This is a genomic window from Acidithiobacillus sp. AMEEHan, from assembly GCF_030996345.1.
Lineage (GTDB): Bacteria > Pseudomonadota > Gammaproteobacteria > Acidithiobacillales > Acidithiobacillaceae > Igneacidithiobacillus.
The window spans coordinates 186,811-210,367 of the sequence record NZ_CP118747.1 but is presented as its reverse complement, the minus strand read 5'-3'; the positions used below and the strand labels follow the sequence as shown (position 1 = coordinate 210,367).

Annotated in this window: 23 protein-coding genes; 14 read left to right on the top strand and 9 right to left on the bottom strand. The window is 58.6% G+C overall.

Annotated elements, in window-relative coordinates:
• Positions 1–34 precede the first annotated feature (34 nt).
• The 3 genes from ORD17_RS01085 (at position 35) to ORD17_RS01075 (ending at position 2,481) form a co-directional block, all read left to right on the top strand.
• Complete coding sequence (locus ORD17_RS01085; RefSeq protein ID WP_308389082.1) at positions 35–1,339, top strand: ammonium transporter; 1,305 nt, start codon at positions 35–37, stop codon at positions 1,337–1,339.
• A gap of 78 nt (positions 1,340–1,417) precedes the next feature.
• Complete coding sequence (locus ORD17_RS01080) at positions 1,418–2,137, top strand: type 1 glutamine amidotransferase (protein WP_308389081.1); 720 nt, start codon at positions 1,418–1,420, stop codon at positions 2,135–2,137.
• On the top strand, positions 2,137–2,481 hold the full coding sequence (locus tag ORD17_RS01075; RefSeq protein ID WP_308389080.1) for a P-II family nitrogen regulator: 345 nt from the start codon (positions 2,137–2,139) through the stop codon (positions 2,479–2,481). Before ORD17_RS01080 ends, ORD17_RS01075 begins: the two co-directional genes overlap by 1 nt.
• Positions 2,482–2,492: 11 nt before the next feature.
• Here the strand turns inward: ORD17_RS01075 and ORD17_RS01070 are convergent, their stop codons facing one another.
• Positions 2,493–3,860 (bottom strand): APC family permease, encoded by a 1,368-nt coding sequence (locus ORD17_RS01070; protein WP_308389079.1) that lies wholly within the window; start codon positions 3,858–3,860, stop codon positions 2,493–2,495.
• A gap of 6 nt (positions 3,861–3,866) precedes the next feature.
• A complete protein-coding gene (gene pmbA / locus ORD17_RS01065) occupies positions 3,867–5,204 on the bottom strand; it encodes a metalloprotease PmbA (protein ID WP_308389078.1) in 1,338 nt (445 codons plus the stop codon).
• 158 nt (positions 5,205–5,362) lie between these two features.
• On the opposite strand from pmbA, the gene leuC reads away from it, so the two are divergent.
• The 4 genes from leuC to ORD17_RS01045 are packed head-to-tail and all read left to right on the top strand — an operon-like array spanning position 5,363 to position 7,844.
• Positions 5,363–6,772, top strand: a complete 1,410-nt coding sequence (gene leuC / locus ORD17_RS01060; RefSeq protein WP_308389077.1) for a 3-isopropylmalate dehydratase large subunit — start codon at positions 5,363–5,365, stop codon at positions 6,770–6,772.
• Entirely contained in the window at positions 6,769–6,918 is a 150-nt protein-coding gene (locus tag ORD17_RS01055) for a hypothetical protein (RefSeq protein ID WP_308389076.1), read from the top strand. The genes leuC and ORD17_RS01055 overlap by 4 nt, the downstream gene beginning before the upstream one ends.
• Before the next feature lies 1 nt (position 6,919).
• Entirely contained in the window at positions 6,920–7,549 is a 630-nt protein-coding gene (gene leuD / locus ORD17_RS01050) for a 3-isopropylmalate dehydratase small subunit (protein ID WP_308389075.1), read from the top strand.
• Complete coding sequence (locus ORD17_RS01045) at positions 7,542–7,844, top strand: hypothetical protein (protein ID WP_308389074.1); 303 nt, start codon at positions 7,542–7,544, stop codon at positions 7,842–7,844. The genes leuD and ORD17_RS01045 overlap by 8 nt, the downstream gene beginning before the upstream one ends.
• Positions 7,845–7,852: 8 nt before the next feature.
• On the opposite strand, the gene pdxH is transcribed toward ORD17_RS01045, so the two are convergent.
• Genes pdxH through ORD17_RS01030 form a run of 3 tightly spaced genes read right to left on the bottom strand, consistent with a single transcriptional unit; the run spans position 7,853 to position 9,922 of the window.
• The gene (gene pdxH / locus ORD17_RS01040) at positions 7,853–8,500 is read right to left on the bottom strand and encodes a pyridoxamine 5'-phosphate oxidase (RefSeq protein ID WP_308389073.1); all 648 of its coding nucleotides are present in this window, start codon (positions 8,498–8,500) and stop codon (positions 7,853–7,855) included.
• Between the two features lie 14 nt (positions 8,501–8,514).
• Entirely contained in the window at positions 8,515–9,183 is a 669-nt protein-coding gene (gene rpiA, locus ORD17_RS01035) for a ribose-5-phosphate isomerase RpiA (RefSeq protein ID WP_308389072.1), read from the bottom strand.
• The gene (locus tag ORD17_RS01030) at positions 9,173–9,922 is read right to left on the bottom strand and encodes a type 1 glutamine amidotransferase domain-containing protein (protein ID WP_308389071.1); all 750 of its coding nucleotides are present in this window, start codon (positions 9,920–9,922) and stop codon (positions 9,173–9,175) included. The genes rpiA and ORD17_RS01030 overlap by 11 nt, the downstream gene beginning before the upstream one ends.
• Positions 9,923–10,416: 494 nt before the next feature.
• On the opposite strand from ORD17_RS01030, the gene ORD17_RS01025 reads away from it, so the two are divergent.
• The 7 genes from ORD17_RS01025 to ORD17_RS00995 are packed head-to-tail and all read left to right on the top strand — an operon-like array spanning position 10,417 to position 17,710.
• Entirely contained in the window at positions 10,417–11,376 is a 960-nt protein-coding gene (locus ORD17_RS01025; protein WP_308389070.1) for a COX aromatic rich motif-containing protein, read from the top strand.
• Positions 11,377–11,397: 21 nt separating this feature from the next.
• Positions 11,398–13,536, top strand: coding sequence for a cbb3-type cytochrome c oxidase subunit I (locus ORD17_RS01020; protein ID WP_308389069.1), 2,139 nt, complete (start codon positions 11,398–11,400; stop codon positions 13,534–13,536).
• Between the two features lie 50 nt (positions 13,537–13,586).
• Positions 13,587–14,219 (top strand): cytochrome c oxidase subunit 3, encoded by a 633-nt coding sequence (locus ORD17_RS01015; protein ID WP_308389068.1) that lies wholly within the window; start codon positions 13,587–13,589, stop codon positions 14,217–14,219.
• Positions 14,216–14,572 (top strand): cytochrome O ubiquinol oxidase, encoded by a 357-nt coding sequence (locus ORD17_RS01010; protein ID WP_308389067.1) that lies wholly within the window; start codon positions 14,216–14,218, stop codon positions 14,570–14,572. Before ORD17_RS01015 ends, ORD17_RS01010 begins: the two co-directional genes overlap by 4 nt.
• A gap of 17 nt (positions 14,573–14,589) precedes the next feature.
• Entirely contained in the window at positions 14,590–15,531 is a 942-nt protein-coding gene (locus ORD17_RS01005; RefSeq protein ID WP_308389066.1) for a cytochrome C oxidase assembly protein, read from the top strand.
• 9 nt (positions 15,532–15,540) lie between these two features.
• The gene (locus tag ORD17_RS01000; RefSeq protein ID WP_308389065.1) at positions 15,541–16,482 is read left to right on the top strand and encodes a heme o synthase; all 942 of its coding nucleotides are present in this window, start codon (positions 15,541–15,543) and stop codon (positions 16,480–16,482) included.
• A 37-nt stretch (positions 16,483–16,519) separates the two neighbouring features.
• Positions 16,520–17,710, top strand: a complete 1,191-nt coding sequence (locus ORD17_RS00995; protein ID WP_308390114.1) for an MFS transporter — start codon at positions 16,520–16,522, stop codon at positions 17,708–17,710.
• A gap of 24 nt (positions 17,711–17,734) precedes the next feature.
• Here the strand turns inward: ORD17_RS00995 and ORD17_RS00990 are convergent, their stop codons facing one another.
• From ORD17_RS00990 to carA, 4 genes are read right to left on the bottom strand one after another with little or no spacing between them, the layout of a single operon-like run.
• On the bottom strand, positions 17,735–18,574 hold the full coding sequence (locus tag ORD17_RS00990; protein WP_308389064.1) for an undecaprenyl-diphosphate phosphatase: 840 nt from the start codon (positions 18,572–18,574) through the stop codon (positions 17,735–17,737).
• 47 nt (positions 18,575–18,621) lie between these two features.
• On the bottom strand, positions 18,622–19,098 hold the full coding sequence (greA, locus tag ORD17_RS00985) for a transcription elongation factor GreA (protein ID WP_308389063.1): 477 nt from the start codon (positions 19,096–19,098) through the stop codon (positions 18,622–18,624).
• A gap of 6 nt (positions 19,099–19,104) precedes the next feature.
• Complete coding sequence (gene carB, locus ORD17_RS00980; RefSeq protein WP_308389062.1) at positions 19,105–22,329, bottom strand: carbamoyl-phosphate synthase large subunit; 3,225 nt, start codon at positions 22,327–22,329, stop codon at positions 19,105–19,107.
• On the bottom strand, positions 22,316–23,458 hold the full coding sequence (gene carA / locus ORD17_RS00975) for a glutamine-hydrolyzing carbamoyl-phosphate synthase small subunit (RefSeq protein ID WP_308389061.1): 1,143 nt from the start codon (positions 23,456–23,458) through the stop codon (positions 22,316–22,318). The genes carB and carA overlap by 14 nt, the downstream gene beginning before the upstream one ends.
• Positions 23,459–23,557: the final 99 nt, after the last annotated feature.

Sequence of the window (23,557 nt, the reverse complement as noted above, 5' to 3'; positions counted from 1 at the left end):
TCGTTTCAAAACACCGTTACAAAGGAGATTTTTTATGTCTGTGTCCTGGCTGAATACCGGCGACAATGCATGGCAGTTAACTGCAGCAACGATTGTTGGCTTGCAAAGCGTCCCCGGTCTCGTCGTCCTCTATGGCGGCATCGTCAAAAAGAAATGGGCCATCAACTCTGCCTTTATGGCCTTTTACGCCTTCGCTGCGGTACTCATCGCCTGGGTACTCTGGGCTTACAACATGGGTTTCGGCCACGAGTGGTTTCCTTTCGTGGGCTTGCCCCATCCCATCATCAGCATGCAGGATGAGTTGACCCAGGCATTACTGCCCACGTCCAACACTACTGCTAATTTCCCCATGTCTACCATGGTCTATTTCCAGTTTGTTTTTGCGGCAATTACGCTGGTGATCATGGCAGGTGCCTTCCTCGGGCGGATGAGCTTCAAGGCCTGGATGATTTTTGTACCGTTGTGGCTGACTTTTTCCTATACCGTCGGTGCCTTCAGCCTGTGGGGCGGCGGTTTTCTCTCCACCCTGGGGGTCATCGACTACTCTGGTGGCTATGTGATCCATCTGTCGGCGGGTATTGCGGGCTTTGTCGGTGCAGCAGTCATCGGACCCCGTTTGGCGCGGGATCGGGAAAATTTTCAACCCAACAATGTGCTGCTGATGCTGGTGGGTGCGGGCATCCTCTGGCTGGGCTGGAACGGTTTCAACGGCGGCGACCCGTACGCCGCCAGCCGTGATGCCGGCGCTGCGGTACTCAACACCAACCTGACCACGGCGGTGAGCGTCATTGTGTGGACCATCATGGATATCTTTTACTTCAAAAAACCGTCGGTGATTGGTGCGGTTCAAGGTATGATCACTGGCCTCGTGGCCATCACGCCGGCAGCCGGTGTGGTTGACGGCTGGGGTGCCATTGCCATCGGTATCGCCTCGGGTATTATTCCGTGGATCAGCATGAACATCCTTGGTAAAACGGCATTGTTCCGCAAGGTGGACGACACCTTGGGTGTTTTTCACACGCATGCGGTGGCAGGTGTACTCGGGGGCGTGATGGTGGGTATCTTCGCGACCAAGGCGGGCTGTGCCGCCTACGGTTTGACTACCCCGGGTGGCGCGATCGACGGCAACTGGCATCAGGTCTGGTTGCAGGTGATTGGTGCCGCCTTCATCATTGGCCTCAATGTTGTCGTTACCTTCATTCTGCTCAAGCTGATCAGCCTAGTAACGCCGTTGCGCATGAGCGAAGAGGAACTGTTGATCGGTGATGATGCGGTGCATGGAGAAGAAGCCTACGCGTTCTACGGCGAAGGCGAGCGGCATCCGGTCTTGGGTGACTGACGACCTGGTGATGCGGTAGTTGCTAAAAACAACGGCGGCTTTTGAGCCGCCGTTTCTATTTGGCCGGGAGGGTTTTCGATGGCAACGATATTGGTATTGCAACACCATCCAGACGAAGGTTTGGGTAGTTTGGCTTGGCAATTGGCGGAATATGACCATGATTTCGACGTGCGCGAACTGGATCAGGGCGAATCGGTGCCAAGCAGTCTAGATCCTTATGCTGCACTGATTGTCATGGGTGGACCCATGAGTGTGCACGACGAAGCGGAGTACCCGTGGTTGCAAGCGGAAAAGAATCTGATTCGCATGGCTGCGGCGGAAAATGTTCCAACCCTGGGGCATTGCTTGGGCGCGCAGCTCATTGCCGTATCCCTGGGAGGAAGCGTCGAACGCAATCCATCCGGGCAAGAGCTTGGCTGGTGGCCGGTGCGCTTGACGGAAGCCGGTCGTGCTCTGTGGCCCGAGCTTCCCGCTGAATTTCCCCTATTTCATTGGCACGGGGAGCAGTGTACGGCGCTTCCGCCAGAAGCGCAGGTGCTGGCGTACAACACCGCAACCACAGTACAGGCATTTACACTGGGTGATCGGATTCTCGCGCTGCAGGCGCATCCCGAAGTGACAGCGGCGCAGGTACGTCAGTGGCTACAGGATGGCACCGCTGCACTGGCGGAGAAGGGAAGATTCGTCCAACCCGCCACGGATATGCTCCGAGATCTCGATGCCGAAGCAGACAGGCTTGCGGCCACCGCTGCAGCGTTGTACCGTCCCTGGTTGGAGCAGATCGAGAGACATGGGTGATGACCAGCGAAGCATCCTGGATACGAGTGACTGCAATCGTCCGCCCGCAGCGCATGGATCAGGTCTGCGACGGTCTCGCGGAGCTCGGTGTGGGTGGGGTAACCGTGAGCGATGTGGAAGGTGTTGGGCAGCAGCGTGGATACTCCACCCTGCGCAGTGGCGCCTGGTACCAATCTGCCAGTCATCCCAAGGTGCAGATCGAGACCATCATCGCGGTAGAGGATGCCGATCAGGTACTGGCCTTGATTACCTCCAACGCTGCCACTGGTGAAATGGGCGATGGCAAGATCTGGCTGGAGCCAATCCTGCGGGTTGTATCAATTCGTGCAGAAGAAGGTGGGTGACTCGCGAGTCCTCATAACTGCCTGTCGATAATGGCTTGCAGCCGTTCTGGCTGAAAACGTGCCCAATACAATCCCAAGCCGCTGGTCGCCAGAAGCATCAGAAAAAATACGATCACCGTGGCGCCGATGCTGCCGCCCGGGAAAGGCACTACCGTTCCGTAAAAAACCGCTCCGAGCAGAGGGAGGCTGATCAGGGTGATCAGTAGGCTGACCCAGCGCATCCCGGCGCGGCTGCGAAACAGATAGCGCAGCGCCGCCAGATTGCTCAACGCATACAGCAACACGAATCCGAGCGCCGTAAAGGTGCCAAAGATGTCGATCAAGTCGAGCACCGAGCTATGGGTCAACCAGAACATCAGTATGCTGGTCAGGACCAAGATGCCAAGGATCTGCAGCGCACGAATCGGAGTGCCATGCGTAGGATGTCGCTGCGCCAGTATCTGCGGTAACACCTTGTGTTCAGCCATGCTCAGCAGGATGCGCGAGATGCTGTTGAAGGTGGCGATGCTCGCCGAAAACGCGGCGCTGGCCATGGCCAGATCGACGACTACACCGAGCCAGGATTGCCCCATCGCGGTGGCGATGGCGTTCAACGGGGTCGAAGCATTGCCCAAGGATTGTCCCAGCGCGTGAAAGGCCAGCGTTTCCGTATACGCCAGAAACACGAAAAAAATGGCCACCAGGATCACCGCCCAGCGCATGATGCCGGGGATGGCGCGGGGATGCTCGGCTTCCGCTGCCAGATTGCCAGCGGTTTCGAAGCCGCCGTAGGCGAGCAGGGACAGCACCAGGGCGCTGAGCAGGGAGGGGATGTGCAGTTGAGAAAAGTGCCACTGCTGCGAATCGCTGATGCCAAAATGGTGCAGGGTGAGAATAGCGATGAGCAGGATGCCGGCGAGGGAAAACCACTCTACCCAGAGCCCCCAGCGGGCCGAGATTTCCACCCCGCGGCGGGCTAGAGAAAAGGCGATCGCCAAGGTTGCAAGGGCGAAGGGATCGAGAAGATTGGGTGCCGCTGGCCAAACGGTATGTAGAGCGGTGTTGGCGAACAGGCCACAGAGCAGCGGCGCGCCGAGCAAGGCTCCACCATATCCGAAGATCATGGTAATACCGGCGACCAAGCCCGCAACGGGATGTAGAGCCTGCGCCAGGTAAAAAAACAGCGACCCCGGCGAGGGAAAGTGGCGCGCCAGAATGCCGAGTTGAATCGCCACCAGCCACATGACGATACCTACCAGGGCGTAGGCGAGCCAGGTAAAGGCTCCACCATGGGCGGCGACCAGGGCAATGGTCACCGCTGGCATGGCCGAAGGGGTGATGTTGGCTACCGCATGCCCCCAGACTTCGCGGGTACTGACCCGCTGAGATGGCGCTACCACGCAGGATTAGTTACCGGCGACGGTCATCTTGTCGATGAGAATGGAAGGGCTGCCCGTGCCGCCATGAATCAGCAGATCACTACCCACGGCGACGAAGCCGGCAAACATCTCACGCAGATGGCCGGCGATGGTGATTTCCTCGACGGGATACTGGATTTCCCCATTTTCCACCCAAAAGCCGGCAGCGCCGCGGGAATAGTCGCCCGTCACTCCATTGACGCCAAAGCCGATTAGCTCCGTTACCAGCAGCCCGCGCCCCATCCGCCGCAAAAGCGCCGGCAAATCCTCGCTTCCGGGGGCGAGGGTGAGGTTGTGGGCGCCACCCGCATTGCCGGTACTCTGTAATCCCAGCTTGCGGGCGCTATATACGTCGAGCAGATAGGACTGCAAGATGCCGTCGTGGATCAGGTCTCGATTCTGTGTCGCGACCCCATCGCCATCGAAGCTAACACTGGCCAGTCCACGAAGACGCAGGGGCTCCTCGTAAATCCGCACCTGCGGGGGAAAGATCGTCTGACCGAGACTGTCCTGCAGAAAACTGGCCTTGCGATAGAGGCTGCCACCGCTGATGGCCTGCGCGAAGTGTCCAAGCAGACTCGCTGCCACCTGGTTTTCGAAAAGCACAGGCACCGTGCAGGTGCCAATTTTTCGCGCCCCGAGACGGCGCAGCGTGCGTTCGGCACAGATTCGGCCAATCTCCTCGGCGCTAGCGAGATCTTCGTGGCGCCGAGCCACATCGTACCAATAGTCGCGCTGCATGCCCTGGCCATCCTCGGCAATCACCGAGCAGGAAAGGCTGTGGCGAGATCCCTGGCTGACACCTAAAAAGCCAAGACTGTTGGCATAGACACTCATTCCTTCGCCGGTGCTGATGCTGCCGCCCTCGGAATTGCGGATGCGTGAGTCGGCGCTGCGCGCGGCCTCTTCGCACTGGCGAGCGATTTCCGCCGCCGCATCGGGATCGATGTCCCAGGGGTGATAAAGGTCCAGATCGGGAAATTCCTTGGCCAGGAGTTCGGCATCCGCGAGGCCAGAAAACGGGTCGGGTGCCGTGTGACGGGCAATGTTGAGAGCCGCCTCCACCGTCTCCGTCAACGCCTGCTTCGAGAAATCGGAGCTCGAAGCAGAACCCTTGCATTCGCCGAGATACACGGTCACGCCCACACTTTTGTCGCGGTGGTACTCGACGGACTCCACCTCACCGAGACGGACGGTAAGCGATAGGCCTTTGCCGGAACTCGCGCCCACCTCGGCAGCAGTGGCACCCCGCGCCTTCGCAAGCTCCAGGCATTGCTGGGTTACCCGGGTCAGTTCCTGATCTTCGCGCGATTTTCCTGAGCTCATGCTGTGCTACCTTTACTTGCCAAGCGGACATAGTACCCGCTCCTTGCCCTAGGGGGGAAGGCAGATGTCTATCCTCGGGGGCTATTGTCTCGAACGACGTTTCCCCGCTGTCGTTAAAAGGGTAGGATAATGGCGTTTTTCACACGGGTGCAGAATTCATGACCGCACAGACCCTGTACGACAAGCTCTGGGAGCAGCATCGCATTCTCAGTGAGGCGGATGGCCGCACGCTGCTCTATATCGACCGTCATCTGTTGCATGAGGTGACCAGCCCGCAAGCCTTCTCCGGTCTGCGTGCGGCGGGACGCAAGCTATGGCGGGTAGACGCGAATATCGCCACGGCGGACCACAATGTCCCTACTACGGATCGCGCTGCGGGCATCACTGACGCTACCTCGCGCCTGCAGGTCGAGACCCTTGATCGCAATTGTGTCGAATTCGGCGTGGAAGAGTACGGCATGCTCGATCGGCGGCAAGGAATTGTCCACGTGATCGCGCCGGAGCAGGGGCTGACCTTGCCGGGGATGACCGTGGTGTGTGGAGATTCTCACACTGCCACCCACGGCGCCCTGGGGGCGCTCGCCTTCGGCATCGGAACTACCGAAGTCGAGCATGTTCTCGCGACGCAGTGCCTGTGGGCGCGCAAGTCCAAAAATATGCGGGTCTGGGTCGAAGGCATCTTGCCCCAGGGAGTGACGGCCAAGGATCTTGTCCTTGCCATCATCGGGCAGATCGGCACTGCCGGCGGTACCGGCCATGCCATCGAGTTTGCCGGGCCAGGGATCGAGGCACTGAGCATCGAAGGACGGATGACGGTCTGCAACATGGCCATCGAGGCTGGTGCCCGCTCAGGTATGGTGGCCCCCGATGCCAAGACGTTTGCCTATCTGCAGGGACGCCCGTACGCCCCGCAGGGCGCCGACTGGGAGCGGGCGGTCGCGTTTTGGCAGACCCTGCACAGTGATGACGACGCCCAGTTCGACCGAGAGATTCGCATCGACGCCAGCCAATTGTTGCCGCAGGTGACCTGGGGTACGAGCCCAGAGATGGTTCTGTCCATCGATGCGCAGATCCCCGATCTGGCCGCTGCGCCCGATCCCGTGCGGAGGGAGGCGTGGTCGCGTGCCCTGGAATACATGGGGCTGCAGGCAGGCACCCCGATCAGCGAGATCGCCGTCGACAAGGTCTTCATCGGATCTTGTACCAATGCCCGGATCGAGGATCTGCGTGCGGCGGCGGAAGTGGTGCGCGGCAAACACAAGGCGAATAGCGTAAAAGCGGTCCTGGTCGTGCCTGGCTCGGGTCTGGTCAAGGCGCAGGCGGAGGCCGAGGGACTCGACGAAATCTTCCGCCAAGCCGGTTTCGAATGGCGGGAGCCGGGTTGCTCGATGTGTCTGGCGATGAATGCCGATCGCCTCGAGCCGGGCGAGCGTTGTGCGGCTACGTCCAACCGTAATTTCGAGGGACGTCAAGGTGCCGGCGGGCGTACCCACCTGGTCAGCCCGGCTATGGCTGCAGCAGCGGCCATAGCCGGCCATTTTGTCGACGTGCGGCGGTGGCACGGGTGAGCGCTCGTCTCTTGCTCCTACGGATGGCGTTTCTCTTGTTCAGCTGCGGTCTGACTGAGCTCGGCGCGCTTGCCGCCAGTCGTGCTGCAGCGAATGAAATGGCAGCCATCGAATATGTCGTTCTCAAGCGTTTGGAGAAATCCTGAGATGCAAGCTTTTACCACAGTTGATTCAGCGGTGATCCCTCTGGATCGCGCCAATGTCGATACCGACGCCATCATCCCCAAGCAGTTTCTCAAAACCATCGAGCGGCAGGGCTTAGGAAAATTCCTGTTTTTTGATTGGCGCTATCGCGATGGCGATCCAGCCGCCCCTAACCTTGATTTCGTGCTCAACCGTGCCGATTTGCGGGGGGCACAGGTCCTCCTGGCGCAGCAGAATTTTGGTTGTGGATCGAGTCGCGAGCATGCCCCCTGGGCACTTGCCGACTACGGCATCCGTGCGGTCATTGCTCCTAGTTTTGCCGATATCTTCGCCAATAACTGTGTGCAGAATGGTATTTTGCTGATCACTCTGCCGCAGGAAGTCATCGATGCGCTTTTTCGGGTAGCAGAGGACGCGCCGTTGCAGGTGCACATCGATCTCGCTGCCCAGGAACTGCGCAGCGCCGATGGCCAGCGTTATTCCTTCGATATTGCTCCGGGAGCCAAGCACAAGCTGCTCAATGGTCTCGATGACATCCAGATGACCTTGGCCCACGCCGACGCCATCCGCGACTACGAGACGGAGCGTCGTCGCCAGATGCCTTGGCTCTTTCGGGAGCCGCAAAATGGCTGAGCAGCGAGACTCCGCTTTGCCACCTCTGACGCCGCACGCCCGCGTGGTCGAGGGGCAGACACGGCGCGGCAAGCCCTGCCGCATCGTAGATAATACGGGTACGGTAGCTGAGGCGGAGCTGCGCACACTGCTGGAGGAACTCATCGAACAGGATCATTTTCAGCCCCTCGGCCTGAGCATGGCGGGAGGGAATTCCATCCAGATTGGTGCCCCGCAGACCGCTCACGTGCAGCTGGGTGATGACCTTTATCGCCTGATCGTGCTCGACTACGAGGCGCGCATCGAAGGCTTTTGATACCCCGCTCAGGGCATCAGGCGGCTGATCCGCCAACCCTTTTCGTCACGGATGTAGACAAAGCGGTCATGCAGTCGGTTGCTGCGCCCTTGCCAGAATTCGAAGCGATGCGGTGCCAGGCGATAGCCGCGCCAAGCAGGATTGCGTGGTACGTCGCCGTCGGGATAGCGGGCCGCAAGCTCCGCCACCCGCGCTTCCAGGTGGGCACGATCGACGATCTCCCGACTCTGTTCCGATGCGGCGGCGGCCAAGCGGCTACCGACGGGCCGCTGCTGGAAATAACTTTCTGCATCGCTCTCGGGAAGCAGAGATACCGCACCCTGCAGTCGTAGCTGTCGATCGAGCTCCGGCCAATAGAAGGCCAGAGCCGCGCGGGCGTTGGCGGCCAATTCCTGGCCTTTCTGGCTGCGGCTATCGGTGTACCAGCAGACGCCGCGTGCATCGAAGTGCTTGAGGAGCACGTAGCGCACATTAGGGAATCCGTCGCCATCGGCGGTCGCCAGGGCCATGGCGGTCGGGTCGAAGTTTCCGGCGCTTTCTGCTTCCTGCAGCCAGCATTGCATCTGCATCCAGGGGTCGGGATCGAGATCCGCCCGCGCCAGCGTGCCAGCGCGAAAATCCCGCCGCGTGGCGCGATGGTCGACTTCGCCTTCCATTTCCGACCAGATCCTTACTGTGGCGCGCTACTGCGGCGAATGACACCTTCCGGGCTGCCGAGCAGGACCACGTCGGCGCGACGCAGGGCAAAAATGCCATTGTCGAGTACTCCAGGGATGCTGTTGATCTTGCTCTCCATTGCCGCCGGGTCGCTCAGATCGAGGCCCACCACGTCGAGGATGACATTGCCATTGTCGCTGGTAAAACCGCTGCGTAGACTGGGGTTGCCGCCTAATTTCACCAACTGGCGGGCAACAAAACTGCGGGCGAAAGGCAGAACCTCCACAGGTAACGGGAAACTACCGAGCCTCGCATGGTCCTTGGAGTGATCGGCGATACAGACAAAGCGGCGCGCCGCCGAGGCAACGATCTTTTCGCGGGTCAGTGCGCCACCTCCTCCTTTGATGAGGCGAAAGTGCGGATCAATCTCATCAGCGCCGTCGACATACACCGGGATATCGCCGGTGTCGTTCAGATCCAGAACGCGCAGACCCAGCGACTGGAGTCGTTCGGCGGTGCCGAGGCTGGAGGGTACGTAGCCATCAACGGAGATTTTTGCCCGGCCGAGGGCGTCGATGAAGTGATTGCTGGTGGAACCGGTGCCAACGCCGACGACCATTCCCGGCTGAATGTAATCCAGCGCCGCCTCAGCAGCCATACGCTTCAGTGCATCAGTATCCATGTTTGCTTCCCCTATGACGACGATTTTCCTCGAGGCGTGCCAAAAGCGCCTGCGCCAGAGGGAGAGCAGAGGCCGGATTCTGGCCGCTGAACAGATCACGGTCTTGGACGACCTGCGCTTGCCACGGAGCTCCCGATATCACCTGAAATCCGCAACCGCGCAACTCTTCCTCCAGGTGAAACGGCCAACGTCCCGCGAGACTGGTCTGCTCTTCCTCGAGCTTCTGGAAACAGCTTACCTGAAAGCCGGAAAAAGGGCGATCCTCGCCAGGATCAGGGCGGGCGAGAAGGGCGGCGCTACCATGGCAGAGGGTGGCAACGGGAAGCTTTCTCCGTCGGCATTCGTGCAGGAGTCTGCCGACCTCGGACGAGTCGGGGAGGTCCATCAAAGGACCATTGCCGCCCGGAATGAAAACCCCGCGCATGGCCGACAGTATGGGAAGAACGCTGGCGATGGAGAGGGTATCCATGAGCGGTAGCCGGGCGGATTCGTGCGCCAGACTCGATTGTTTGTCCTGGTCGCCAGCAAGATTTTCGAGTAACAGACTCTGCGGATCGATTTGTGCCGGCTTGCCATCCGGGCTCAGAAATACAATAGGCCAACCCGCCGTGCGAAACTCTTGCCAGGGAAGAAGCAGTTCTTCCGCCCAGACGCCCGTCGCAATGGTGTCGCCATTCCGCAGGCGGAGAAGCTGTGCGCTGCTGAGCAGGAAAGCGAGGAAAGGTTGGCTCGGTAACATAGCCTGATGATAGCAGGAATGCTCGCATCAATAAAAAAATAAAATTGTATTTTATTATTGGAGAAACAGTAAACATAAATGTAATGATAGAGTTTGTCTTGCAGTCGTTACAGCGACAAAGCCCTTTTGATTGTCAAGGAAAAGTGAATATAAGAAAAATATAACATAATTATATGATGTTTTTTATGAATTTAGTGTGCTAATCGATCTTGCTCGTGCCCAAAAATATTTGAAGGCCTTTTCTATTGCTTCGGGGTTTTTAGTGGAATAACGTAATGCCCGAAAAGAAGATTTCTGTAAAAATATAATGTTGTATGAATATGGTGCTGACTTGCTGCGGAGGCCACGCTCCCTGTCGGTCTGCACTGTGTTTTCTGGTTTGGTTCAGCGGGTAGGGCAGAAAAGGGAGTGCCTTGACCCGCGGATGGGTCGCCGCAGGGCACCGCGGCGGCAAAACGATACGGAACTAGGAATCCGTCAGGGAGAAAGTGGTTATGTTTAGAAAGCAAGCAAAACGACTGGCATTATGGGGAGGTGGCACGCTGGCAGCCGCATGGGCTGGCCTTGCCAATGCCAGTATTTTCTGGATCTTTGATCCGAAAGGTACGATGGCCGACACCAACCTGCATTACATGATCATCGATGTCGTCATCATGGGTGCCATCGTTGGCATTACGGCGCTGCTGGTGATCTGGTTCATGTGGAAATATTCCAAGGGCAAGAATCGTGGCAAGTACGATGCCCATTGGTCTCATTCCAACACGCTTGAGGTTCTGGTTTGGGGAATTCCGATCATTGCTGTGGGTTTCCTGGCCTACTTTGCCGTCAAAGGTACCTTCGAAATCAATCCGTATAACCCCACCGTCATTACCAAGCACATGGCACCCAAGGGTGACCCGGTAAACGTGGACGTCATCGCCACGGACTGGCAGTGGTTGTTCATCTATCCGCAATATCACATGGCAGTGGCCAATGAATTGGTGCTGCCGGTGCATACACCGGTCTTTTTCCGTCTCACTTCTACCGCGGTTACCTCTGGCTTCTTCATTCCGCAGCTGGTTGGCATGATCGACGTGATGCCCGGCATGCGTACCAAGAATGCGCTGGAAAGTGATCGCGTCGGCGTCTATCAGGGGATTGCCTCGGACTATGCGGGTGCGGGCACCTCCTGGATGACCTTTCCGACCAAGATGGTCAGCAAGGAGGACTTCCAGAATTGGGTCAGCAAGGTACAGGCTTCGCCGAAGACCATGACCTACGCCAGCTTCAATCGCTTTGCCGAGCCCTACATCAACGTCAATCATCGCGTGGTCTATTTCTCGAACGTGGAGAGTGGAATCTTTGACCATTTGATGATGGAAGTGATGAATGGCAAGACTTGGCCGTTGCCGCCGGCAATGACCGAAAACATGGTGGCTTATATGCAAAAGCAAGCCGCTGAGCATCGCGACTAGGAAAAAGGAGAGGTGACGCAAATGCTCGTTCAAGTACCGGGAGGGTGGAACCCTCTATTAGGGAGGCTGGCAATCGACCAGATCCCCTATACCAACCCGATTCTCGCGCCACTCTTCGTGGCGGTGGTCATCGGCGGAATCATCCTATTGGGCCTCATCACGTACTATCAAAAATGGGGCTATCTCTGGAAAGAATGGCTGACCACCGTCGACCATAAGAAACTGGGGGTGATGTACATCATCCTCGGCCTGGTCATGCTCTTCCGCGGTTTCATCGATGGTTTGATGATCCGCACCCAACAGGTCTGGGCCAACGGTCCCGACTCTTCCGGGGTCTTCGGCGCCGTGCATGGGTACCTGACCCCCTTCCATTTTGGGCAGGTATACAGCGCCCACGGCCTGATCATGATCCTCTTGGCTGCGACTCCGCTGCTGGTGGGATTCATGAACATCATCGTGCCCATTCAGATTGGCGCGCGCGATATGGCCTACCCATATCTCAACGCCCTCGGCCTGTGGATTACGGCGGCCGCCGTCGTCTTGATCATGATCTCCCTTTTCGTGGGCGATTTTGCGCACAACGGCTGGTTTGGCTACGCACCGATCTTTGAGCTGCAGTACAGCCCTGGCGTGGGTGTGGACTACTGGATCTGGACCCTGGAGCTGACGGCGCTCGGTACCACCCTCGGTGGTATCAACCTGATTGCCACCATCGTCAAGATGCGCGCGCCGGGTATGACCTGGTTTCGCCTACCCATCTTCACTTGGGCGAGCCTGTCGGCCAACATTATTGCCTTGACCTCTTTCCCGGCTCTGCAGGTAGCGCTCTTTCTGGTTGCCTGTGACCGGTATTTTGGTTCGCATTTCTTTACGGCGGGCTTCGGCGGCAACTTGATGTTGTACACCAACCTGTTCTGGCTTTGGGGACATCCAGAGGTGTACTTCGTCATTCTGCCGGCCTTCGGCATGATGTCGGAAATCTTCCCGACCTTCTCCGAGAAGCCACTCTTTGGCTACATCACCATGGTGGCAGCGAGTTTTGCCATTGCCGGTGTTTCCTGGCTGGTGTGGTTGCACCACTTCTTCACCATGGGCGCCGGACCGGAGGTGAACAGTGCCTTTAGCGTGGCAACCATGCTGGTCGGTATTCCCACCGGGGTGAAGGTGTTCAACTGGGCCTTCACCATGTATCGCGGGCGCATTACCTACACTGCCGCGATGTTGTGGGCGATCGGCGCGTTGTTCCTGCTCTTGGTGGGCGGTCTGACCGGCATGATGTTGGCGATCCCGGCAATCAACTACATGGTGCATAACAGCGTCTTCGTGATTGCCCATTTCCATTCCATGTTGCTGGTGATCGTTTACGCAATTTTTGGCTCGGTGCTCTTTTGGTTCCCCAAGGTTTTTGGTTTCAAGCTCGATGAGTTCTGGGCCAAGACCATGTTCTGGCTCTTCACTGCCGGAACGGTGCTGGTCTTCGTGCCGATGTACATGCTTGGCTTCATGGGCGAGACCCGGCGTCTGGATTACGTCTTCAATACTGCCTGGCATCCTTATCTGGTAGTCGAGGAAATCGGCATCGCGGTGTACTGCCTATCGGTGGCGGCTTTCTTTGTGCTGCTCTACGTCAGTATTCGTGATCGGGTGAAGAACCGCGTTGGCCAGGATGCCTGGGGAACCTCGCGCTCCTTGGAGTGGCTGACCCACTCGCCCGTGCCGTTCTACAACTTTGCGGTCACCCCGCATGTCAACGCCCGTGATGAGCTGGCGTGGCGCCGTCATAACGGCATCAACGAGGCACAACCGACCCAATATGTCGACATCCACATGCCGAACAATACCGGTGTGGCGGTCTATATTGGTGCGCTGACCTTCGTCTTGGGCTTTGCCCTGACCTGGCGGATCTGGTGGCTCTGCCTGCTCAGCCTGGCGGCAATCATCGTGTTGATGATCGTGCGTTCCTGGCGCGGTGATCCGGGCTACATCATCACGGCTGCCGAGCTGGAGAAGATGGAGCGCGAGGCGATGCAGCGTCAACAGCAGGTGGAAGAAAGCTTGCCGCATCATGGTGGGCACGCCGTTCCCGGCGGGGCAATGGCCTACGAAGGCCAGAAGCTCAGCCCATTGGGTACGCCGCCAAGCGCTGGTGACCAACACTGAAGGATTGCGGGCGCGGCTGCTGCCGCGCCCCTCACAAGAGGATTAGATTGATGAGTACACATGATTCACCCGATCCAAGCAAGGCGGTGTTGTGGGACACCCACTACCACGGTCATGATGTGATCTCGACACGTAGTTTTGGGTATTTTCTCTACTTGCTCAGTGACGGCATGCTCTTCGCCACGCTCTTCGCGGCCTATGGCGTGCTGAGTTATTCCCACAGCTACTTCAATGGCCCGACTCCGGCCGATTTCGTTCACCCCTGGTACACGTTCACCCAAACCGTGGCGCTGTTTTTGAGCGTATTGGCCTATGGCATGGGCATGAGTGCGGTGAAAAAGGGTAACAAGGCGGGTCTGATGAATGGTCTGATCGCAGCTTTTGTCCTGGGAGTGATTTTTCTTGGCCTGGACATTCACGACATGATGGATCTGGCTGCCCATGGTGTCACAGTGCAGACCAGCGGCGGAGCTTCGGCCTTCATCGTTCTAACCCAGGTCCACGCAGCGCACATCTTCTTCGGCTTGATCTGGATTCTGGTGATGATAGCGCAAGTCGCGGGAAAGGGCTTCACCACCGATACCGTGGGGCGCTTGCTGAGTCTGCGGATGTTTTGGCATTTGCAGGCGATCATCTGGGTCTTTGTCTTCGTCTTTGTCTATCTCTGGGGGTATATGTCATGAGTCATGGACACGACAACCCGATTCTGCATCCGGAAGTACAGATGTCGAGTACCCGGGGTTACTTCACTGGGTTTCTGATCTCCTTGGTCCTTATGGCGGCGGCCACGGCAATGGTTTCGTCACATGCCTTTCCGCCTTTTGGGTTACTGATGGTGATCACGATTTGTGCCGCCATCGCCATCATTGCGCAGATCTATTTTCTGCTGCATATCGATGTCTCGGAGCACAATATCTGGAATACCGTTTCCCTTGTCCTCTTCATTCCGTTGTTCATTATCACGATCGGTCTAACCTGGTGGATGTTCTCGCAGTTATACCTGCGCACCATGCCGATCATGCCAGGGATGCACTGAGCATCCAGGAGTAATACATGTCTAGCGTACTCGAGAATGGGTCAGCAGTCAGCGGGCGGGAGGGGATCCCGCACGCTGTTGAGCCGGAAATGACCCCTTTCGTCCGTGCCATCGGCAAGTTTGTCGGCCTCGCGCTGATTGCTGCTGTGCTGGCCGGCGTGGTCGAAGGACTGCGTAGCAACGGAGGTATCGTTGATGCCCTGGTGCATGCGCTGTCCGCCACTGAAGTGGGTTTTGCCATGGTGCTGATCCTGCTTGGCAGCTTGGTGGAAGGTTTCGGCTATGGCCTGTCCCTGGGGACCAAGTGGCCCTATACCCGCAACATTGTGGTCTTGATGTTGCGTAGTGACCCCGAAGCGGCCCACCGCGTAGTGGCGACCTTGGTGGGATTGGTCGCGCTTGCCCTTGCCATTCTCGCGCCGGACGTCAACACCCTTTCCGGACTGGGACTGATCGTGGTCACCGCGCTCTTCGGCATGGGGACTCTCTATGTCCTGGCCGGAAAGGCCCCCTCTCTGGTCCATGGGATCCATGGACTGCTTGCCTATGGGGTCTTTTTGATCTTTTTGGTCAATCTGGCCTACCCAGGCATGAATTTCTGGACTTATCTCGGCTCCATGGGCGCCTTGCATGCGCTCTTGCTGGCCGTTTTGCTGGGTGGGATGACCACCGGACAACGGGGATTCGGCAAGGCGATCGGCGCCTTCGTAAAGCCGCAAAAGGCCTCGCAATGGACGGTGGCGGCGCACGTGAGCGCCGCCCTGCTGCTGGTTGCCACCTTGGGCTGGATGATGCCGGCCTTCCCAGTGGCGTTCTATTTGGCGGTGATCCAGGTTGCCGTCGGCTTTCTCCTGTTTCATTCGGTCAATCTCAAACCCAAGGACCCCGGAATCATGGTGGCCTTTCATCAGGGCATGGTGCTCTCCATGAGCCTCGCCATTGTCCTCGTCTGGCGCTAAGGAAAACAAATGCCTAAGTCTATCGGTACTTCGTCACCCCTCCTTTTGCCGAGCCCGAGCGCAGGCGTCCAGTTGCTGCGCGATCTCTGGGTCTTGGCCAAGGCACGAGTGGTTTCCCTGCTGGTGTTCACTGCTGCGGTCGGCGAGTTGCTGGCGCCCAGCGGCATTACGCACTGGCCCGCGGCATTGGCCGGATTGCTGGGCATTGCCCTGGCTGGTGGTGCCGGTGGAGTGCTCAACCAGATCGTCGAGCCAGAGCTTGACCAGCACATGCGGCGTACCCACCGCCGACCCCTCGCGGAGGGCCGCATCGGCCGCAAGGGCGCCGCAGTGTATGCCGCGATCCTGCTGAGCAGCAGTATTGCGGTACTCTTGATTTGGACCAATCCGTTGACCCTGGCTCTGACCTTGCTCGGTACCGTGGGCTATGGGGTGGTGTACACCTTGTACCTCAAGCCCAGCACGCCTTGGAACATTGTCTGGGGGGGGCTGGCAGGGGCGCTTCCCCCGTTGATTGGGTGGACCGCAGTCATGGGCTCGGTAAATCTCTTGCCGCTGCTTCTCGTCGCGCTGATCTTTGTTTGGACGCCAGCCCATTTTTGGCCGTTGGCCATCTACTGCCGGCGGGACTATGCCAAGGCCTGCATCCCTATGTTGCCGGTGACCCACGGAGTAGATCGTACCCGCAAGGAAGTCCTGGTCTACGCGGTGGCCACCTGGTTGGTGAGTTTGGTACCGGCCTTCCTCAATCATGATTGGGTCTATGGCGGGATTGCCTGGATCGCAGGTGCCTGGTTTGTGGGCATGGCCTTGCGCTTGCGCAAACTGCCAGAGGGTGCGGAGATGGACCTCTACGCGCGCAAGATGTTCGCATTTTCGATCAGCTATCTGTTTCTCCTGTTCACCGCGCTCCTCGTGGGCAAGGCGTTGTTGAGTTATGGCTTTCTCTAAAGGAAAGGGGCGGCGCCAGCGGCATGCGGGTCCGCCCATGACCGGGCAAGAAAAGAAAGCGGTTTTTGGTCTCAGTTTCATCTATATGACCCGTATGCTTGGGCTTTTCATGCTGATGCCCGTGCTTGCCCTGGACAGTCATTCGATGCGCGACAGCACGCCTTTTTTGCTCGGGCTCGCTGTGGGTGTCTATGGACTTGCCCAGGCGCTGCTCCAGTTTCCTTTCGGTAGCGCCTCGGATCGCCTTGGGCGCAAGCCGGTTTTGGTGTTTGGATTGCTGCTCTTCATTGCCGGCTCGGTACTCGGTGCGGTTACCGACAGCATCTGGGGAGTTATCCTCGCTCGTGTTCTGCAAGGGGCGGGCGCAGTCTCCTCGGTCCTGCTCGCAACTGCTGGCGATCTTACTGATGATGCCCATCGCACCAAGGCGATGGCTGCCATCGGCGGTAGTATCTCCATTGCCTACGTCCTCGGCATGGCCCTAGGGCCCCTCATTTATGGCTTCTCCGGCTTGTCCGGTGTCTTCTGGGGGGCTGCCGTGCTGGGAGTCCTCGCCTTCATACCTTTATACGGAGTCATTCCCACTATTCCCGAAGGGCGGCAGCGGCGCATGGGTTCGTTTCGTGATGCCCTGCGCATTTTCTCCCATCCCGCGGTACAGGCCGCGAGTGTCGGCATCTTCATTTTGCAGATGGTCTTGGGTGCCAGTTTCGTCGTTCTGTCACCGGAGTTGTTGCGGGCCACGCAATTGACGCAGGGGGCAATCTGGGAGGTCTACCTGCCTGTCATGTTCGGCGGGATCGTCTTTATGTTGTATCCGGTGATTTATGCCGAAAAAAACAAAGAGCACCGGCGAGTTTTGACCGTTAGCGGGATCGTCATTGCCATCGGCGCATTGCTCATGGGGATATTTGCGGGCAATTTCTGGGCGGTAGGCATTGCTGCCATCATTTTCTTCGCCGGCTATAACATCGCTTCCGCTATTTTGCCTTCGATGATGAGTCGCTCTACCACCCCGGAACAGCGTGGTGCTGCCAGTGGTGTGTATTCCCTCATGCAGTTTTTGGGCATTTTTACCGGCGGTGTGGTCGGTGGTTGGGGCTTGGGCTGGATTGGTGTTCAGGGTGTTTTTTACATTCTCACTGCCGTGGGCCTCGCTTTGGCGTTGCAGAGCGCATATGCTGCGGGGGCGATGAACAAATTGATGGCCGCTGAAGAACGCCCTTGATGGTGCTCTGGTTCTGGACGCTATTTACAAGCCGCCATTGCCAATGATCAGGGCAATTGCGCCAAAGAGAATGCAATAGATACCAAATGGCCGTAGCGCCTTGACCTCGTGTTGATGAAAATAGCGCATCAAAAACCAAACGGAAAGCCAGGCGAATACCGCGGAAATCACCCCGGACACAATAATCACACCATAAAGCCCGTGACTGAGATGCTGATGGACGAGTTTGGGCACTTCGAGCAAGCCAGCTGCGCCGATGATGGGGGTGGCCAAAAGAAAGGAGAAACGGGCGGAATTGGCATAGTCCAGGCCCACGCCAATCCCGGCTACCAGTGTTGCGCCCGAGCGGGAAAAACCAGGGATCAGGGCTAGCGACTGGGCAAAGCCAATGATCAGGGCGCGTGGCCAACTGAGCTTCTCCAGGGTATGGCTGGGCTCCCGGGCACGTAGTCGATCTCCCCAGATCAGTAGGACGCCATTCACCATTAGAGCGACTGCGGCAAAACTGTAACCGCCAAAAAGGTCTTTGATCCGATGGGCAAGGGCAAGGCCGAGCAGACCCGCGGGTATACTCGCCAGGATCAAGAGCCAGAGAAGTCGGGTGTCGGCACTGCGCGGACGCCCCCGGTCACGCAGAAAGGCGCCGATCAGTTCGAGCCAATCACGCCAGAAAAAGCTCAGCAGGGCCGCCAGTGTGCCCAAGTGCAATACAACGATGAAGGGCAAAAACCACGAAGCATCACGGTTGATGGGCCAGTGGAACAGGGCGGGGACGAGGATGCTGTGACCGAGGCTGGAGATCGGGAAAAGCTCGGTCACCCCTTGCAAGGCGGCCAGCAGAAACAGATAGAAATAATGGAGCATGGACTCGCTTCCCGTGGGTGGCCAGCAGAGCGTTTCCGCACTACTGATTAGATATACCGGACCGAGAGGATGCTATACTCGCGGGTACCGCCGGGAGCGTTGACCTCGATACTGTCTCCCTCGTGTTTACCGATCAGGGCGCGAGCGACGGGAGAGCTGATGGAGATTTTGTTCTCCTTGATATCGGCCTCGGCATCGCCGACGATCTGGTAAGTGATGGCTTGACCATCCTGATCCTCGAGCTCGACCGTTGCACCAAATACGATGCGGTCGCCAGCATTGAGCGATTTGGGATCGATGATTTGCGCACGCGCGATGAAGTCCTCGATTTCACGAATGCGCCCTTCGATGAAGCCCTGCTGTTCTTTGGCTGCATCGTATTCGGCGTTTTCCGAGAGATCTCCTTTGGCGCGTGCCTCGGCAATGGCCTCGATCACCGCCGGGCGATCCTTGCTTTTGAGTCTCTGCAACTCTTCGCGCAAGCGCTCGGCGCCGACGACGGTCATCGGAATCTTGTCACTCATGATAGCTTACCTCCGGGAAGGGGACTGGCTGGCCAGATCCTGTAAACAAATGACGCTGCGCTCCTGGCTGAGCAGGACAGCAAGAGCGGCGGTACCGGCTGTGGCGCCAGCCAGAGTGGTGTAGTAGGTGAGGCCCATCTGCAGGGCAGCGCGGCGAATGCTGAAGGAATCGCGCACCGATTGACGCTCATCGACCGTATTGATGATGATCTGCACCTTACCGTTTTTGATCGCATCGACGATGTGTGGACGCCCCTCGGTCACCTTGTTGACCGCAGCGACACTAAGACCAGCGCGTTGCAAATGTTGGGCAGTACCCCGGGTGGCGAGCAGAAAGAAGCCGAGGCGGTGTAATTCGCGGGCGACGGGAATGATGCCCTCCTTATCGGCGTCGCGCACGCTCAAAAACACCGTACCCTGCCGCGGGAGGTGTTCGCCGGCGGCGATTTGCGCCTTGAGAAAGGCCTCACCAAAGCTGCTCCCAATCCCCATCACCTCGCCGGTGGACTTCATCTCCGGGCCGAGAAGTACGTCTACGCCGGGGAATTTGAGGAAGGGAAAGACCGCTTCCTTGACACTGAAGTGCTGCCCAAGGGTGATTTCTTCCACTCCCTGCTGAGCCAGGGTGCGGCCGGCCATGCAGCGCGCCGCAATCTTGGCCAAAGGGATACCCGCCGCTTTGGAAACGAAGGGTACCGTGCGCGAGGCACGGGGATTGACCTCCAGCACGTAGATATCCGATCCCTGTACGGCAAATTGGCAGTTCATCAGACCGACCACACCCAGGGCCTTGCCCAGTGCTTCGGTCTGCTGCCGTAATTGGCTTTGTATGGTATTTGCCAGCGAGTAGGGCGGCAGGCAACAGGCAGAGTCGCCGCTATGCACGCCCGCCTGCTCGATATGCTCCATGATGCCGGCCACCAGTACGCGTTCCCCATCGGCAACGGCATCGATGTCGACTTCCAGGGCATTGTTGAGAAAGCGATCGAGCAGCACCGGCTGATCCTCGGATACACGCACGGCCTCTTGCATGTAGCGTTCCAGATCGTCCTCGGCATAGACGATGCGCATGGCGCGACCGCCGAGCACATACGAAGGCCGTACGACCAAGGGATAACCGAGAGCGCGCGCATGGGTAAGGGCCTCGCTGCTGCTGCGGGCAATGGCATTTTCCGGCTGACGGAGCCGTAAACGCTGCAACAGTTGCTGAAAGCGTTCGCGGTCCTCTGCAAGATCGATGGAATCGGGGCTGGTACCAATGATCGGCACGCCGGCCGCCGAGAGATCATTGGCGAGCTTGAGTGGGGTCTGGCCGCCAAACTGGACGATGACCCCTTCAGGTTTTTCGATCTGCACGATCTCCAGCACATCTTCCAGGGTGAGCGGCTCGAAGTAGAGGCGATCAGAGGTATCGTAATCGGTGGAGACAGTCTCGGGGTTGCAGTTGACCATGATTGTTTCATAGCCATCCTCGCGCATGGCCATGGCTGCATGCACGCAACAGTAGTCGAACTCGATCCCTTGGCCGATGCGATTGGGTCCCCCTCCCAGGATCATGATCTTCTTGCGCTCGGTCGGCTGCGCCTCGCACTCGTCCTCATAGGTGGAGTAGAGATAGGGGGTGGGCGAATGAAACTCGGCCGCACAGGTATCCACCCGTTTGTACACGGGACGGATGCCCAGCTTGTGACGATGTTCGCGCAGGGCCGCTTCGCGGCAGCCAAGGAGCTGCGCCAGTCGTCGATCGGAAAAGCCCAGTCGCTTCAGATGCCGTAGCTCTGCTTTGTCCAGGCTTGCCAGGGCACGCCCGCGCAGACCATTTTCCATGCTCACCAGCTCGGCGATCTGCTCGAGGAACCAGGGATCGATCTGCGTCAGTTCCTGAACCCGCGAGAGCTTCCAGCCGAGGCGGAAGGCGTCTGCCACCTGCCAGAGGCGTTCGGCCCCCGGGTTGCGCAGGGCTTGCTCGATCTGTGCCGTGCTCCAGTGCTTGGTATCCAGCTCATTCAGCCCGTCCATCCCGGTTTCCAGGCCGCGCAAAGCCTTTTGCAGCGACTCCTGGAAACTGCGTCCCATAGCCATGACTTCCCCGACCGACTTCATCTGGGTGGTCAAGTGAGGATCGGCCTCGGGGAATTTCTCGAAGGCAAAGCGGGGGATCTTGGTCACCACATAGTCGATGCTGGGCTCGAAGCTGGCCGGCGTAGCCTGGGTGATGTCGTTGCGCAATTCGTCGAGGGTGTACCCGAGGGCCAGTTTGGCAGCCACCTTGGCAATCGGAAAGCCGGTTGCCTTCGATGCCAGGGCGGAAGAACGCGAAACCCGGGGGTTCATTTCGATAACCAGCATCCGACCATTGTGCGGATTGACGGCAAACTGCACGTTGGAGCCGCCGGTATCGACGCCAATGCGCCGCAGCACGGCAATCGAGGCGTCGCGCATGGTCTGGTATTCGCGATCGGTAAGGGTCTGCGCTGGGGCTACGGTGATCGAATCGCCGGTGTGTACGCCCATCGGGTCGATGTTTTCGATGGAACAGATGATGATGCAGTTGTCGGCGCGATCGCGCACCACCTCCATCTCGAACTCTTTCCAACCGATCACCGATTCTTCGATGAGAATTTCATGTGTGGGACTGGCTTCGAGGCCGCGCACTGCGATTTCCTCAAACTCCTCGCGGTTGTAGGCTACACCGCCGCCGGTGCCGCCAAGGGTGAAGGATGGACGAATGATGACCGGGTAGCCAATGCCGTCGGCGATCTCCCGGGCCTCATCCAGCTGATGCGCAAAGGCGGAGCGCGCAACCTCCAGGCCGATTTCCTCCATGGCCTTTTTGAAAAGGCCGCGATCCTCGGCCTCGCGAATGGCGGAGATGCTGGCGCCGATCAACTGTACGCCAAAGCGATCGAGGACCCCTTCGCGGTGTAAATCGAGGGCACAATTGAGCGCCGTCTGTCCACCCATGGTCGGCAGTAGAGCGTCGGGGCGTTCGCGCTCGATGATGCGCGCCACCGTCTCCCATTCCACCGGCTCGATGTAGACGGCATCCGCCGTTTGCGGGTCGGTCATGATGGTGGCTGGGTTGGAATTGACCAGAATCACCCGGCAGCCTTCTTCGCGCAGGGCCTTGCAGGCCTGGACGCCGGAATAATCGAATTCGCAGGCCTGACCAATGACAATGGGGCCAGCGCCGATGATCAGTACGCTTTGCAGATCCTCACGCCGGGGCATGACTTTTCCTTACGGCAAAACTGGCAACAAACTCATCGAAGATGATGCTGGCATCGTGGGGACCGGGGCCGGCTTCCGGATGCCCCTGGAAAGAGAAGGCCGGAAGCTGGCGGTGACGCATCCCTTGCAGACTGCCATCAAAAAGAGATACGTGCGTGATCTCGACGCTATCGGGCAACGTCTCTGCCGCCACCGCAAAGCCATGGTTCTGGCTGGTGATCAGGACGCGACCACTGCGCAGATCGCGGACCGGATGGTTGGCGCCATGGTGCCCAAATTTCATCTTCTGCGTCTTGCCCCCCAGGGCGAGCCCGAGCAACTGATGGCCGAGACACAGACCGAAGGTGGGGACGCCCGCCTCTACGACCGCCAACATCGTGCGCTGCGCCTGGGAAAGGGCTGCAGGATCGCCGGGACCATTACTGAACAGGACGCCATCAGCACCGACGTCAAGGATTTCGGCACTACTGCTCTGCGGCGGCAACAAGGTCACGCGGCAGCCGCGATCGGCGAGGAGGCGCAAAATATTCCGTTTGGCACCAAAATCGACCACCGCTACATGGTGGCTCGTCTGCGCTGCATCCTGGCTGACATAATCGTTCTTGGGACTAGGGCTTTGACGTGTCCACTCCTGCCGCTCGCCCGTGGTCACCTCGGCAATCAGATCGGCCCCTTCGAGGCCCGGGAAGGCGCGCGCCGCCGCCAAGACGGCCTCGACGTCCAAATCGATCCCGACGGCAAGGGCCCCATTCTGAGCGCCGTGTTCGCGCAAATGACGGGTCAGGGCGCGGGTATCGAATTCCGCCATGCCGGGAATGCCATGACGACGCAGATAGGTGTCGAGTTCTTCTTGCGCCCGCCAGTTGCTCGCCGCCCGCGGCAAGGTGCGCAGCAGGAGGCCGGCGCAAAAGATCTCCCGGCCTTCGGCGTCCTCCGCATTGATGCCGACATTGCCGATATGAGGATAGGTCAGCGTGATGATCTGCCCGCGATAAGACGGATCGGTCAGGATCTCCTGATATCCGGTCATCGCCGTATTGAAGCAGACCTCGCCCGCGCGCAAGCCAGTAGCGCCGAATCCCGCGCCATGAAAGATACGCCCATCGGCCAATGCCAGGACTGCGTCCAAATCCCACCCCAGGTTGCCAGAATTGAAGATGCAAAAAATGGGAGGGCGGATGCCTCCCATGTACCCAAAGCATTCTAAATAACCCTGCCCGATCGGGTC